This window comes from Kribbella sp. WER1 (assembly GCF_054189145.1).
The window spans coordinates 3,224,955-3,239,405 of the sequence record NZ_CM135186.1 but is presented as its reverse complement, the minus strand read 5'-3'; the positions used below and the strand labels follow the sequence as shown (position 1 = coordinate 3,239,405).

Here is a 14,451-nt window from a genome sequence, read left to right as displayed (position 1 = left end):
TGCCGTGGCAGGTGTTCCTGGCAACCTTTCACCCGGTCCCGGACATCTACCGGTGAGTGGCCGCCCAACTCCACTCCGTAAGTGGTCTGGTGCGGTCCGATGTGAGGACAACGATCGGGAGGGACTCATCGTGGGAACCGCACCACGATCGAGGCGCCTCGGCGTAGCCGCCGTCGCCTCGATCGCAGCCCTGGGGCTCGGGGCGTCCGCGGTCCAGGCGACCGCCGCACCACCAGCTGCCCAAGCAGGACCACCGGCGAAGGACCGTAGCGTCACGCTGATCACCGGCGACCGGGTGACGCTGCTGGGCGGGGACCCGGCGCGTGCGACGATCGCGCCCGGCGCGGGCCGTACCAAGGTCGCGTTCAGCGCGTACCGCGAGCAGAACCACCTGTACGTCGTCCCGTCGGACGTCCGCACCCGCCTGGCCGCGGGGACGCTGGACCCCCGGCTGTTCGACGTGACCGGCCTGCTCAAGGACGGGTACGACCGCACGCTGCCGCTGATCGTCACGTACCGCGGCCAGGCCCGCCAGCGCGCCGCCGTACCGGGCACGACCGTCCAGCGGCAGCTCCCGGTGATCAACGGCGCCGCCCTGACGGCGACCAAGGACGCGAAGGTGGTGGCCAGCAAGGACATCGACAAGGTCTGGCTGGACGGCAAGCGCAAGGTCACGCTGGACCAGTCGGTCCCGCAGATCGGCGCGCCGACCGCCTGGCAGGCCGGGTTCACCGGCAAGGGCGTCCCGGTCGCGGTCCTCGACACCGGCATCGACAAGTCGCACCCGGACCTGGCCACCCAGGTCGTCGGCATGAAGAACTTCACCGACGCCCCGGACGGCGACCACTTCGGCCACGGCACCCACGTCGCCTCGACGATCGCCGGGACGGCGGCCGCGTCGAACGGCAAGTACAAGGGGGTCGCCCCGGACGCGCGGCTGTACGACGGCAAGGTCTGCGACGACGGCGGCAGCTGCCAGGACTCCGCGATCCTGGCCGGGATGGAGTGGGCCGCGAAGGACATCAAGGCGAAGGTCGTGAACCTGAGCCTCGGCGGCACCGACACCCCGGGCATCGACCCGCTCGAGGAGGCCGTGAACCGGCTGACCGCCGAGACCGGCACGCTGTTCGTGATCGCGGCCGGCAACGAGGGACCGGGGGAGCGCACGATCGGTTCGCCGGGCAGTGCGGACGCCGCGCTGACCGTCGGCGCGGTCGACAAGCAGAACGGGCTGGCCGACTTCTCCAGCCGCGGCCCGCGGGTCGGCGACGGCGCGGTGAAGCCGGACATCTCCGCGCCGGGGGTGTCGATCGTCGCGGCGAAGGCGAAGGACTCGGTCATCGGCGAACCGGTCGGTGACCAGTACCTGCGGCTCGACGGGACGTCGATGGCGACCCCGCACGTCGCCGGCTCGGCCGCGATCCTCGCCCAGGAGCACCCGAACTGGACGGCCGCCGAGCTCAAGGGCGCGCTGATGGGTTCGGCCAAACCGGCCGCGGACCAGACCGCGTTCGAGCAGGGCGCCGGCCGGGTGAATGTTGCCAAGGGCATCAAACAGACCGTGATCGCGGAGCCCGGCGACCTCTCCTTCGGTACGGCGGTGTGGCCGCACGACGACGACAAGCCGGTCACCAAGACGCTGACGTACCGCAACCTCGGCGACAAGCCGGTGACGCTGGACCTGGCCGCGACCCTGAACGGACCGGACGGCGCGGCCGCTCCTGCCGACGCGCTGACGCTGAGCGCGACCTCGGTGACGATCCCGGCCGGCGGTACGGCCGCCGTGCAGGCGACGTCGAACACCAAGCACAACGGCCCGGATGGGCTGTACTCCGGCCGTGTCACCGCGACCGGCGGCGACGCGAGCGTGACGTCCGCGGTCGGCGTGGAGAAGGAGAAGGAGAGCTACAACCTCACGCTGAAGTCGATTGGCCCGGACGGCAAGCCGGCCGAGTTCGGCGGTGCGCTGATCGGGGTGAACAGCGACCTCTTCCAGTTCCTCGGTGACGGCAGCACCACGCTGACGCTCCGGCTGGAGAAGGGCGAGTACCTGGCGGAGAGCAACCAGTACGTGCAGAAGTCCGACGGGGACGGCGCGATCTACGACCTCGTGCAGCCGTCGATCCAGCTGACCAAGGACACCACAGTGGTGTTCGACGCCCGGACCGCGAAGCTGGTCAAGGTGACCGTACCGCAGGCCGGCGCGCAGGCGGCGCTCGCCGACATCGGGTTCGACCGCAGGTCCGCGGACGGCCTGCACAGCTCCGGGTACTCGGGCCTGCAGTTCGGGTTCGGCGAAAGCTACACCGCGCAGGTCGGATCCGCGGTGCTGCCCGCGGAGCAGTTCACCAGCCACGTGGCGTCGCAGTGGGCGAAACCCGATGCGGACGGGAACTTCGGAAACTCGCCGTATCTCGTCGGTCAGGTGGACACGTTCCCGGGCGTGTACCCGACCGGGTTCGTGCGGGCGGTGAAGCCGAGCGAGCAGGCCACGCTGGTCCAGACGGTGAACGCGACGACGGACCACGCGCACGAGCGGGTCGTGCAGGGAACCGGGCCGGGGATGGGCGGTAGTTGGGCCGTCGCGCTGACCTACGGCAAGGCGCCGCTGACGACCACGGTCTACGCGGACGGCGGGCCGGCGACCTGGCAGACCGACGTCAGCGAGGTCGTGCCGAGCACCGACCCGAACGACCCGTTCCCGCAGACGGTCAGCCGGCTCTCGTCGCCGATCGCGGCGTACCGGGCGGGCCGGACGTACCACGAGCGGTTCAACGCGGCGGCGTTCTCGGCCGCGCCGGACCAGGCGACCCGGACGGGCGGCGACCTCTACGTGTCGGCGTACGGTCTCGCCGACGCGGACGGGAACTCCGGCGGGATCCTCGCCGACACCGGATCGACCAAGCTGACCCAGAACGGCAAGGTCGTCGCGGAGTCGCCGTACTTCGGGTACGTCGAGGCGACCGGGCTGCCGGCGGCGAAGACGACGTACACGCTGGAGTCGTCGCAGACGCAGTCGACCAGCCCGTACGCGACCCGGACCGACCTGATGTGGACGTTCAGCTCGGGTGCGACCGCGGCGGAGACTCGCCTGCCGTTGCTGGGGATCCGGTACCAGCCGAAGGTCGACGACCACAACCTCGCCGACCGCAAGCCGGTCACGGTGCTGCCAGTGGTCGTGGATCCGCAGGCGGGCGTGCCGCTGCAGGCGATCCGGAAGTTCACCGCCCAGGTGTCGGGTGACGAGGGCAAGACCTGGCAGAACGCCGCGGTGGTTCCGATCGGGCACGGCCGGTACAAGGCGATCTTCGAGACCCCGGCGGGCCAGAGCGTCTCACTGCGGTCGCAAGTCGTCGACAGTGCGGGCAACCAAACGGACCTGACCGTAATCAAGGCCTACGTGTTCCGCTGAGCACGCAACCCCGGAGGCCGGTGGCTGCGTTTCAGATGGTGCGCAGACAACCGATTTCTGGGGAGGCCCTGTGAGTTCGAGATCCATGCGCGCAACCGTGCCCGCGATCGCCCTGCTGGCGGTCGCGGGCCTCGCGGCCGGTGCACTGACACCGGCCGCGGCCGCCCAACCTGTCGAGAAGCCGACCGCCGGTCAGCAGAACGTCAGCGTCACGCTGATCACCGGCGACAAGGTGCTCGTGCCCGGCGGCGACCTGGCCAAGCTGACGGTCGAGCCGGGTGCCGGCCGCCAGCACGTCGGGTTCGTCAAGCAGCGGTACCGCGGGCACGCCTATGTGATCCCCGCCGACGTCGGCAAGGACGTCGGCAGCGGCCGGATCGACCGCCGGCTGTTCGACGTCGCCGAGCTGGTGAAGGACGGGTACGACGACGCGTCGACCGGCACGATTCCGGTGCTCGCGACGTACAACGGAAAGGCGAAGCGTGCCGTGCCGGCCGGGGCGAAGGTGACGCGGCAGCTGCCGGCCATCACGGGCGCGGCGATGAAGGTCAGCAAGAGCAACGCGCGGAGCTTCCTCGGATCGGCCGGGTTCAGCAAGCTGTGGCTGGACGGCAAGCGGCAGATCCAGCTCGACCAGTCGGTGCCGCAGATCGGCGGGCCGGACGCCTGGCAGGCCGGGTTCACCGGCAAGGGCGTGCCGGTCGCGGTCCTCGACACCGGCGTCGACGCGACGCATCCGGACCTCGCGACCCAGATCGCGGGCGAGAAGAACTTCACCACCGAGTCCGCCGACGACCTGGTCGGGCACGGGACGCATGTGGCGTCGACGATCGCCGGCACCGGCGCCGCGTCGGACGGCAAGTACAAGGGGGTCGCGCCGGACGCGCGGATCTACGACGGCAAGGTCTGCGAGGTCTACGGCTGCGAGGAGTCCGCGATCCTGGCCGGGATGGACTGGGCCGCGAACGACGTCAAGGCGAAGATCGTCAACCTCAGCCTCGGCGGCACCGACACCCCGGAGCTCGACCCGCTCGAGGAGGCCGTGAACCGGCTGACCGCGCAGACCGGCACGCTGTTCGTCATTGCCGCCGGCAACGATGGACCCGGCGACGGGACCGTCGGGTCGCCGGGCAGTGCGGACGCCGCGCTGACGGTCGGCAACGTGACCAAGCAGGACGCGCTGAACCCGACCTCCAGCCGCGGCCCGCGGGTCGGCGACAGCGCGGTGAAGCCGGACGTGACCGCGCCGGGTACGGACATCGTCGCGGCGAAGTCCAAGGACTCGTCGATCGGCGAGCCGGTCGGTGACAGGTACCTGCGGCTGTCCGGTACGTCGATGGCGACGCCGCACACCGCCGGCGCCGCCGCGATCCTGCTGCAGGAGCACCCGTCCTGGACGCCGGCCGACCTGAAGGGCGCGCTGATGGGATCGGCGAAGGTCGCCGCGGACCAGACGTCGTTCCAGCAAGGCGCCGGGCGGATCAACCTGACCACCGCGATCAAGCAGAGCGTGGTCGCGGAGCCGGGCAGCGTCTCGTTCGGGCTGGCGGAGTTCCCGCACAGCGACGACAAGCCGGTGACGCGGGACGTGACGTTCCACAACCTCGGTGACGCCGCGGTGACGCTGTCGCTCACCTCGGTGCTGAACGGTCCGGACGGCGCGGCCGCCCCGGCCGGTGCGCTGAAGCTGAGCGCCGATTCGGTGACGGTTCCGGCCGGCGGTACGGCGTCCGTGCAGGCGACGTCGGACACCACGCTCGGCGGTCCGGACGGGCTGTACAGCGGGCGGATCACCGCGACGGGCGGCGGGCAGACCGTCGTCGTACCGGTCGGCGTGAACCAGGAGGGACCGGCGTACAACCTGACCGTCAAGATGGTGATGCGGGACGGTACGCCGGACGTCGACTACCCGGTGAACGTGTTCGGTGTCGACACCGACGTGTCGCAGTCCATGAACATGCCGGACGCGAACGGCACCTACACCACCCGGGTGCCGCAGGGCGAGTACACCGTCAGCACGTTCCAGGAGTTCGAGCGCGGTACCGACGACTGGATCTTCTTCAGCCTGCTCGCGCCGAGCGTCAAGGTGACCTCCGACATGACGGTCGTGTTGGACGCGCGGCAGGCGAAACCGGTCACCACGTCGGTCCCGGACCCGACCGCCAAGCAGGCGAACTCGGGGATCGGGTACGACCGGCAGATCAACGGCGGGATCTACACCTACTCCGCGTCCGGGTTCCTGTCCGGCACGATGTACACGTACAACGCCGGCCCGAAACTGCCCGCGGACCAGCTGATCGGGCACTTCACGTCGCAGTGGGGCGTGCCGGGCGCCGACGGGCTGTTCACGAACACGCCGTACCTGTACGGGATCGCGAACTACTTCCCGGGCGACTTCCCGACCGGCTTCGACCGGAAGGTCAAGCAGTCCGACCTCGCGACGGTGGACGCCACCGTGAACTCGGCGGACGGCAAGCGGGTCTTCAAGATGCTGTACCCGACCGGCCCGAACGGCGACAGCGGCTGGGCCCGGGTGATCCGCCTCGACGTACCGCGGAGCATCCGGTACTACGTCGACCAGACGCCGTACGGGTTCGCCGGCTCGACCGAGGAGGACGTCGACGGCACGGACTTCGGGTTCCCGAAGTGGTCGCTGCCCGGGACGTCGATGCCGTACCAGGCCGGGCGGCACTACCAGGAGCGGTGGAACGCCGCCGCGTTCGTGCCGTCCGTGTACGCCGCGACCCGGTCCGGCGGCACGCTCCGGGTCTCGCTGAACACGCTCACCGACGCGGACGGGCACACCGGGCGGATGGAGACCACCGGCAGCACCAAGCTGTACCGGGACGGGACCGAGGTCGGATCCGAGGACCGGTTCGGGTACGTCGAGGTCGCGGACCAGCCGGCCGGTAAGGCGACGTACAAGCTGGTGACCTCCGGGACGCAGCAGCTGTGGCCGTTCTCGACCCGGATGGACCTGGAGGCAACGTTCACGTCGTCCGCGGGTCAGGCGAGCGTGCCGATCCACACCGTCGGCTTCCGGCCGGACGTGGACGGGAACAACACGATGGCGCGCAAACCGGTCACGGTGCTGCCGTTCATTGCTGCGGGCAGTGCGGGCGTGAAGATCGAGTACTCCGGCGACGGCGGAGCCACCTGGCGGCAGGCGCCGGTGGCGGGCGGGAAGGCGATCTTCCCGACGCCGTCCGGGACCTGCATCTCGCTGCGGTCCACCGCGACGGACGCGGCCGGGAACACCACCGTGCAGACGGTGATCGGCGCGTACGCCCTGCGCTGAGAACAGCAGAAGGCCCCCGGGACACGTGGTCCCGGGGGCCTCCCTGTGGTGCTGTCAGCCGATCAGGCCGAGGTCCTTCACCGCGTCGCGCTCCTCGCCGAGCTCGGCGACCGAGGCGTCGATCTTGCCGCGGGAGAACTCGTTGATCTCCAGGCCCTGGACGATCTCCCAGTTCCCGTCCTTCGTGGTCACCGGGAACGACGAGATCAGGCCCTCCGGCACGTCGTACGAGCCGTCCGAGACGACCGCCATCGAGGCCCAGTCGCCCTCGGCCGTACCCTTCAGCCAGTCGCGGGTGTGGTCGATGGTGGCGGCCGCGGCGGAGGCGGCCGAGGACGCGCCCCGGGCCTCGATGATCGCGGCGCCGCGCTTCTGCACGGTCGGCAGGAAGTCGCTCTCCACCCAGGCCTGGTCGTTCACGACCTCGGCGGCGTTCTTGCCGGCCACCTCGGCGTGGAAGATGTCCGGGTACTGGGTCGCGGAGTGGTTGCCCCAGATCGTCATCTTCTTCAGGTCGGTGACGTGCACGCCGGCCTTCTTGGCCAGCTGCGCCAGCGCCCGGTTGTGGTCCAGCCGGGTCAGCGCCGAGAACCGCTCGGCCGGGATGTCGGGCGCGTTGCTCTTCGCGATCAGCGCGTTGGTGTTCGCCGGGTTGCCGGTGACCGTGATCCGGATGTCGTCGGCGGCGTGGTCGTTCAGCGCCTTGCCCTGACCGGTGAAGATCGCGCCGTTCGCCTCCAGCAGGTCGCCGCGCTCCATGCCCTTCGTCCGCGGCCGCGCACCCACCAGCAGCGCGACGTTGACGCCGTCGAAGACCTTGTTCGGGTCGTCGCCGATCTCGATCCCGGCCAGCGTCGGGAACGCGCTGTCGTCGAGCTCCATCACCACGCCCTCGAGCGCCTTCAGCGCCGGGGTGATCTCCAGCAGCCGCAGCTCCACCGGGGTGTCGGGCCCGAGCAGCGCGCCGCTCGCGATCCGGAACAGCAGGCTGTAACCGATATTCCCCGCGGCCCCGGTAACGGCCACCTTCACCGGTGTAGTGCTCACGACTCGCTCCTAGCTCATCAGATTGTGTGCTTCGGACGCTAGCAAGCCGCGTGCCCGGTACCAACGCTGGGGGCCGCGCGATTACCTCACATCCCGATGGATCGTTCACCGATCGGTCATCCGGCGTACCTCGTGGGGCCGACGCTGTGCCTGAGTGTGAGCTGAGAATCCCCTGGCGTGTGAGGAGAACCTTCATGAAGCTGTCCAGCCGGTTGTTGCCGGTCGCCGCGTCGGCGCTCGCGGTCGCCGCGGCCATCGTGGTCCCGTCCGCCTCTTCGGCGCCTTCTTCGGGGCCGGTCGCCGCGGCGAAGCACGACGACTTCGTGATCGTGGGGCACCGGGGCGCGTCCGGGTACCGGCCCGAGCACACGCTGGCGTCGTACGAGCTGGCCGCCCGGATGGGTGCGGACTTCATCGAGCCGGACCTGGTCACCACCAAGGACCGCGTGCTGGTCGCCCGGCACGAGCCCGAGATCGGCGGGACCACGGACGTCGCGAACCACCCGGAGTTCAAGGACCGCAAGAAGACCAAGATGCTCGACGGCGTCGCCACCACCGGCTGGTTCGCCGAGGACTTCACGCTGGCCGAGCTGAAGACGCTGCGCGCCGTCGAGCGGATCCCGGCGGTCCGGCAGCACAACACGGTGTTCAACGGGCGGTACCAGATCCCGACCTTCCAGGAGGTCGTCGACCTGTCGAAGCGGCTGTCCAAGGAGCTCGGCCGCCCGATCGGCATCTATCCCGAGACCAAGCACCCGACGTACTTCCGCTTGCAGGGCTTGCCGCTGGAGCCTGTCTTGGTACGTGCTCTGAACCAGAACGGCCTCAACCGCCCGGGTGCCAAGGTCTACGTGCAGTCCTTCGAGGTCGCCAACCTGAAGGCGCTGCACCGCGAGCTCCGGGTGCCGCTGGTGCAGCTGACCAGCGCGAGCGGCGCGCCGTACGACTTCGTGGTCTCCGGCGACAAGCGCACGTACGCCGACATCGTCAGCGCGGCCGGCCTCCGCGAGGTCGCGACGTACGCCGACGGCGTCGGCCCGTCGAAGGACCAGGTCATCCCGCTCGACGCGACCGGCAAGCTCGGTACGCCGACCGCGCTGGTCGCGAACGCGCACAAGGCCGGGCTGGTCGTGCACCCGTACACGTTCCGGGTCGAGAACACGTTCCTGCCGGCCGACTTCGACAGTTCGACGGTGGCGTCGGACTCGGGCGACCTGTTCGGCGAGATCGCGGCGTACCGCCGGGCCGGGATCGACGGGCTGTTCACCGACAACACCGACATCGCGGTGGCCCAGGAGAAGGACGGGCGCTGAGCCTGAAAAGATAGCCAGGTGGAGCGGCGAACGGGTTCGGGGCTGGCGAGTGTCGAGGCTGAGCAGGACGGGACGTTCGTCCTGCGGGTCGACGGATCACCGCAGTCGCAGGTGGACCTCGCGGACCCCACCCACCTGTCGTTCGAGTACATGCGCCGGATCGGCGACGTCGTGGACGCGGTCGCCCCACGACGTCAGCCGATCGCGGTCCTGCACATCGGCGGCGCCGCGCTCAGCCTCCCGCGGTACGTCGCGACCACCCGCCCCCGCTCCCGGCAGATCGTCCTCGAACCCGACGAGGACCTGACCGACTTCGTCCGCGAAGCCCTGCCGCTGCCGAAGCGCTCCGGCATCAAGGTCCGCCCGGTCACCGGCCGCGCCGGTATCGGGGACGTGTACGAGGACTCGATGGACCTCGTGATCCTCGACGCCTACGAACACGAAGCGGTCCCGTCGAACCTGGTCACGTCCGAGTTCTTCGCGGAGTGCGCCCGGGTGCTGCGGCCGACCGGCGTACTCGTCGCCAACCTCATCGACGGCCAGGCCGGCCTGCCGTTCATCCGCCGTACCGCGGCCACCGTCGCGTCGGTCATCGGCGCGGGGGTAGTGCTCGCCGAACGCAAGATCCTTCGCGGCAAGGGCTTCGGGAACGTCATCCTGCTCGCCTCCCCGAACACCCTGCCCAACCTCACGGACGCCGGCCGCCGCGCGCAGCCGCCGTACGACCTGATGCCGCTCCACGAACTCGCCGGCAAAGCCGCACCCCTGACCGACGCCGAGGCCTTCACCACTCCGCGGGCGCCCGCCTCGGTCTTCCGCAGCTAGGTCCGGACCGGCGTACTCAGCCGATCGAGAGTCCGGGCGACGGCGGAGCGTTCGTCCTGCGTCGCGCCGACCGTACGGACCAGGTGGTCGAGGCGATCCCGCCCAGGCGACCTCGTGCCGCGGAGCCAGGCCTGGATCGTTGCCCGAGGAATACCGGTCAGCTGCTCGAGCACCCGCAACGAACGCGGCTGCGTGAGCGCGGCCACCGCGGCCCCCAACTCCTCCAGCGTCTGCGCTCCCTCCAGCAGTCCGACGACATCGCGAGGATCGCGCCCGGCCTCCTCCCAGCGCCGCCGCCACACCGGCACCAGGTCGGCCGGCACCCCACACCCCGCGAGGAACGCCGCGACCACATCCCACGTCGGTAGCTGCTTCCCGCTGGTGGCGCGGATCAGATGCGCGTGCGAGTAATGCGCTCGCTCCGCAAGCTCGCGGTACGTCACGCCCGCGTGCCGCCGTACCCGTTGCAACGCCGCAGCAAATCCCTCGACATCCTCCACGTGATCAAACATAACTCAACATGTTTCAACAGATCAAGCCTCCGGTTACGCTTGGGCACGTGTCTGTCGCCAAGGTTGCCGCCCTCATCTACTACCCGGTGAAAGGCCTCGCCGGGATCCCCGTCGACTCCGCCGAGGTCGGCCCGACCGGCCTCCGCAACGACCGGCTGTTCATGCTCGTCGAGCCCGACGGCACGTTCCTCAGCCAACGCAAACTCCCCGCGATGGCCACACTGCGCGCCGCCCTCACCGACGACGTACTCCATCTCTCCGCCCCCGACGGCGCCACCCTCGACATCCCCATCCGGTACGACGGCAAGCGCCGCGACGTCAGCCTTTTCGGCAAATGGTTCGGCCAAGGCGTCGTCCAGGACCCCGACGCCGACGCCTGGTTCACCGAACGCCTCGGCACCCCCGCCGCCCTCGTCCACGTCACCCCCGAACACGACCGCCCCGGCTGGGGCGCCCACCGCGGCCTCACTGGCTACGGCGACGCTCACGCCCTGATGATCACGTCCGAGTCCTCCCTCGACGGCCTCAACGCCCGCATCCGCGACCACGGCGGCACCGCCATCCCGATGAACCGCTTCCGCCCCAACATCGTCATCACCGGCTGGCCCGACCCCCACACCGAAGACAAAGTCCTCCGCCTCACCGCCGGCACCACCACCATCGGCTACTCCGCCCGAGGCATCCGCTGCGCCGTCCCCACCGTCAACCAGTCCACCGGCACCAAATCCGGCCCCGAACCCACCCGAACCCTCGCCACCTACCGCCGAGAACCCACCTATGGCGGCGGCGTCAGCTTCGGCATCAAAGCCGCCGTCCTAACCCCAGGCCAAATCCAGGTAGGCAACAAAATCACCGTCCACGAATGGATCCCACCCCAAACAGACCCCGCCCACCCAACAACCAACTGACTGCCAACCAACCACCGACGCCGAAAGAGCTGCCACGCAACCAACTACTTGGGGAAGAGCTGACAACCGAGCGCCTACCCAAGCAAGAGCCGCCAGGCAATCACCTACTGGGAAGGGCTGCGAGGTAACCAGCTACTTGGGGAAGAGCTGGCAGGCAACCAACTGCCTGGGACGGGGCAGGCGAGCGTAGAGCCGAGAGCTGAAGTGCTACGTGGGAAGACCTGAGAGGCGAGCGACGGCCTGGGGATGGGCTGAGAAGCGGGCGGCTGCTGATGGGGCAGTCGAGGGTGTGACCCGAGGAACGGCTGACAACCGAGCAGCCGCCTGGAGAAGCTGTCAGGCAACCAACTCTGCGGGAAAGGGCTGACAACCGAGCAACTAGTTGGGGAGAGCCGGCAGGTGGGCCCTCGGGGGTACAGGTGCTGAGTCAACGCCCGTGTCACTCGGCAGAGTCCGCGAGCGCAACCCAAGCGAAACCACGCCATCGATCCAACATGCGTCGACCCGGCTGTCTGCTCTCTACAGAGCGACGCAATACGAATCGACCTGTTCTCCGCAGAGCGGCGCGACACGAATCGACTTATTCTAAAGAGGTTTGCTGTAGCTGGATGACGGTCCAGTCAGCGAAGGGCGGCGGCGAATTGGTCGTGGTGGGTTGTCCACCAGGCGCGTCGGCGGGCGTACTTCTCGATGCCGCCGCTTCGGTTCACCCTCGCAAGGGTGGTCGGGCCTCCGGTGGCGATGCTGCGGCGTGCGGCTGCTTCGATCCGGGCGAGGGCGTCGTTCACGGCAGCGAGCAGGTCTGTGCGGCCGTCCCGGTCCAGTCCGTAGGCATCGGCGACGAGCCGTAGCCGTGCCGGACGGTCTGCCGGCTGCCAGCCGATCCGGTCCTGGTCGAAGTCGTCCTCGATCGGTACGCAGAGCCGGGCGAGCTGGGCGAGGTCGTAGACGGGCCGACCAGGGGCGGCGAACTCGAAGTCGAGCAGCGCAACCGCGATACCGTCACGGAAGACGACGTTCGAGAGTTCGACATCGTTGTGGCACACCAGCGTCCCGCCCGCGGAGTCGGCCAGGCCGCCGTTCCAGGTACGTCCCCGTGGGTCGAATCCGTGAGCCGCGTCATGCAGCCCACGCAGCAACCTGGCGACGGACGCCAGCGCGCTGTCGGACTGGCTCCAGTCCGGATAGGGAGCCAAGGGGACCTCGCCCTCGATGAGCCAGAGCCGCTCGCGGCCGTCCTCGTCGATGCCGACCGGTGTCGGGGCGCCCTTGAATCCGGCGTCGTTCACCGCCCGCAGGAAAGCGTGAATCGAACCTGAGTACGGACTCGAGGGGCGCAGTACATGCGGACCGACGCGGACGACCTTGCCCGCGTTCGTGATCCCGCCCTCGAGGTGCTGCTCGGGCATACCGGAAGTTTGACAGCCGGGTACGCCGGCGGGTGTCAGATTGTCGCGAAGGATGGGGGCCCTGTGCTGGACTCATTGGGCTGGCGCCCATTCCAGACTGCGAAGCGGGCAGCTTCGGCGTAGGTGGCAGCGTTCGCGCGCCAGCGGCTTGGTGGCTCATCTTCCGTTGTGGTGCTGGGCAGGGGTGTCCCGCGGAGGGGTGACCCATGCGGGGCGGCGCCGGGTGCGGGTGGCTCAGGCTGGTCTGAACCAGGCAGGTCTGAACCAGGCATGGGTGGTCCAGACGCGGGTGGTTCAGAGAGCGGTGGTTCAAGCAGGGGTGGTTCAGACACCGGTGGCGTGGGCAGGGGTGTCCCGCGGAGGGGTGGCGTGGGTGGGGCGGCTGGTCTGCGGGTGTGGGGCGGTGGGTCGGCCCAAGTGGGGCGGGCTACGTGGGCTTTGCCGTTGGTGATGGTGATGGTCCAGCGGCCGGCGTGGAGGTCTACGTGGTGGCGGCGGCACAGGAGGGCGAGGTTGGTGAGGGCGGTGGGGCCTCCGTCCAGCCAGGAGGTGAGGTGGTGGGCGTCGCACATCACCGGAGGTGCCGCGCAGACTACGCAGCCGCGGTCGCGGGCGTTCAATGCGTGGCGCATTGCGCGGGTGACTAGGCGTTCTCGGCGGCCGACGTCCAGCGGCTCGGAGTTCGAGCCCAGGACGAGGGGGATGATGCCTGCGTCGCAGGCGAGGCGGCGGACGGTGGCGGCGGACAGGTCGTCGCCGTAGACCATCCGACCGGTACCGCCGCTCTTGCCCGATCCGCCGGGCTGGCCGGTTCCGCCGGTCTGGTCGGTTCGGTCGGTTCTGGCGCTCTGGCCAGTCTGCCCGGTCGCGTTCGCGGTGGCGGCCCGCAGGTCGTCGAGGTCGATCGTCACGGTGATGTTGGCCTTGGCGCCGTGGCCTGGGGTGTCTGTGTCCCAGGCATTCGAGGCGACCGTCAGTGCGGTGGTGAGGGCGTCGGCTTGGCGCTTGTCGCGGGCGCGCGGGTCGTGCTCACCGTCCGATGTCTTGTGAGGGCGGGCGCCGGTGTGGATGACCGTGCGCAACAGTTCCGCGTTCTCGTTGGCGAGGTAGCCGCGGAACTTTACGCCGTTGTCTGCATTGGTGAGGGTCAGGGACTCGCGCTGGTAGGCCTTTTGCTCGTCGGGTTCGGGGCCGTCGGAGTCGAGGAGGTTGCAGAGTTGCTTCGCGGCGGTGCGGAGCTCGTTCGGGGAGAGGTGGGCCGCTAGCCCGACGAGTTGTTCCTCGGCGATGTCGAGGTCTTCTACCGGGACGCGGGTACGGACGCGTTCTAGTTCAGTGATGATCGCCGATGCGTGGGCGGTTTGGAGGGTGGTGAGGGCTGCTTGGACGGTCTTGTATTTGGGGAGGGTGCGGGCGAGGCGGACGTCACGGGAGGCTTCGGGGCGGTTGCGGTGGTGGCGGAAGGTGAGGAGCTCGACCGTGTCTCGGGCGCCGAGGTCTTGGGCGAGGTCGGATTCTTCGGCGCGGGTGATGAGTTGGAGGCGGAGGGATTCGAGGCGGATGATCTCGGCGTTCACGGCGTCGAGGGCGGGCAGGACCTCGTGGTTGCCTAGAGCAACCACTGAGCGTCCGCCGAGAACATCCATGCCTGCAACTCTAGACACTGCCTCCGACAGTTTTCAAAGCTGGGATCGCCTTGTTTTTAAGGGAAATAGTTATCCACAGAT

9 protein-coding genes are annotated in these 14,451 nt (G+C 69.4%); 5 read left to right on the top strand and 4 right to left on the bottom strand.

All coding sequences use genetic code 11. The features are described 5' to 3' along the window. Positions 1–130: 130 nt before the first annotated feature. Both ACXJJ3_RS15720 and ACXJJ3_RS15715 read left to right on the top strand, forming a co-directional pair. On the top strand, positions 131–3,412 hold the full coding sequence (locus tag ACXJJ3_RS15720; protein ID WP_458170791.1) for a S8 family peptidase: 3,282 nt from the start codon (positions 131–133) through the stop codon (positions 3,410–3,412). A gap of 70 nt (positions 3,413–3,482) precedes the next feature. After that, positions 3,483–6,710, top strand: a complete 3,228-nt coding sequence (locus ACXJJ3_RS15715; RefSeq protein ID WP_458170790.1) for a S8 family serine peptidase — start codon at positions 3,483–3,485, stop codon at positions 6,708–6,710. A 54-nt stretch (positions 6,711–6,764) separates the two neighbouring features. On the opposite strand, the gene ACXJJ3_RS15710 is transcribed toward ACXJJ3_RS15715, so the two are convergent. Next, complete coding sequence (locus tag ACXJJ3_RS15710) at positions 6,765–7,757, bottom strand: malate dehydrogenase (protein WP_458170789.1); 993 nt, start codon at positions 7,755–7,757, stop codon at positions 6,765–6,767. A gap of 194 nt (positions 7,758–7,951) precedes the next feature. On the opposite strand from ACXJJ3_RS15710, the gene ACXJJ3_RS15705 reads away from it, so the two are divergent. Together ACXJJ3_RS15705 and ACXJJ3_RS15700 are read left to right on the top strand one after the other, a co-directional pair. Next, a complete protein-coding gene (locus ACXJJ3_RS15705; protein ID WP_458170788.1) occupies positions 7,952–9,070 on the top strand; it encodes a glycerophosphodiester phosphodiesterase in 1,119 nt (372 codons plus the stop codon). 18 nt (positions 9,071–9,088) lie between these two features. Then, positions 9,089–9,895, top strand: a complete 807-nt coding sequence (locus ACXJJ3_RS15700; protein WP_458170787.1) for a spermidine synthase — start codon at positions 9,089–9,091, stop codon at positions 9,893–9,895. On the opposite strand, the gene ACXJJ3_RS15695 is transcribed toward ACXJJ3_RS15700, so the two are convergent. Beyond that, positions 9,892–10,395, bottom strand: coding sequence for a helix-turn-helix domain-containing protein (locus ACXJJ3_RS15695; protein ID WP_458170786.1), 504 nt, complete (start codon positions 10,393–10,395; stop codon positions 9,892–9,894). The genes ACXJJ3_RS15700 and ACXJJ3_RS15695 overlap by 4 nt on opposite strands. A gap of 59 nt (positions 10,396–10,454) precedes the next feature. On the opposite strand from ACXJJ3_RS15695, the gene ACXJJ3_RS15690 reads away from it, so the two are divergent. Next, positions 10,455–11,315 carry an MOSC domain-containing protein gene (locus ACXJJ3_RS15690; protein WP_458170784.1) on the top strand — a complete coding sequence of 287 codons (861 nt, stop codon included), beginning with the start codon at positions 10,455–10,457 and terminating at the stop codon, positions 11,313–11,315. 620 nt (positions 11,316–11,935) lie between these two features. Here the strand turns inward: ACXJJ3_RS15690 and ACXJJ3_RS15685 are convergent. Beyond that, on the bottom strand, positions 11,936–12,724 hold the full coding sequence (locus tag ACXJJ3_RS15685) for a phosphotransferase (protein WP_458170783.1): 789 nt from the start codon (positions 12,722–12,724) through the stop codon (positions 11,936–11,938). A 35-nt stretch (positions 12,725–12,759) separates the two neighbouring features. Then, entirely contained in the window at positions 12,760–14,370 is a 1,611-nt protein-coding gene (locus ACXJJ3_RS15680; RefSeq protein ID WP_458170781.1) for a DUF222 domain-containing protein, read from the bottom strand. Between the last annotated feature and the right edge of the window lie 81 nt (positions 14,371–14,451).

Excerpts from the sequence above, each read along its gene's own strand:
- ACXJJ3_RS15705 (WP_458170788.1), top strand. The coding sequence starts at position 7,952 with ATGAAGCTGTCCAGCCGGTTGTTGCCGGTCGCCGCGTCGGCGCTCGCG.
- ACXJJ3_RS15685 (WP_458170783.1), bottom strand. The coding sequence starts at position 12,724 with ATGCCCGAGCAGCACCTCGAGGGCGGGATCACGAACGCGGGCAAGGTC.
- ACXJJ3_RS15680 (WP_458170781.1), bottom strand. The coding sequence starts at position 14,370 with ATGGATGTTCTCGGCGGACGCTCAGTGGTTGCTCTAGGCAACCACGAG.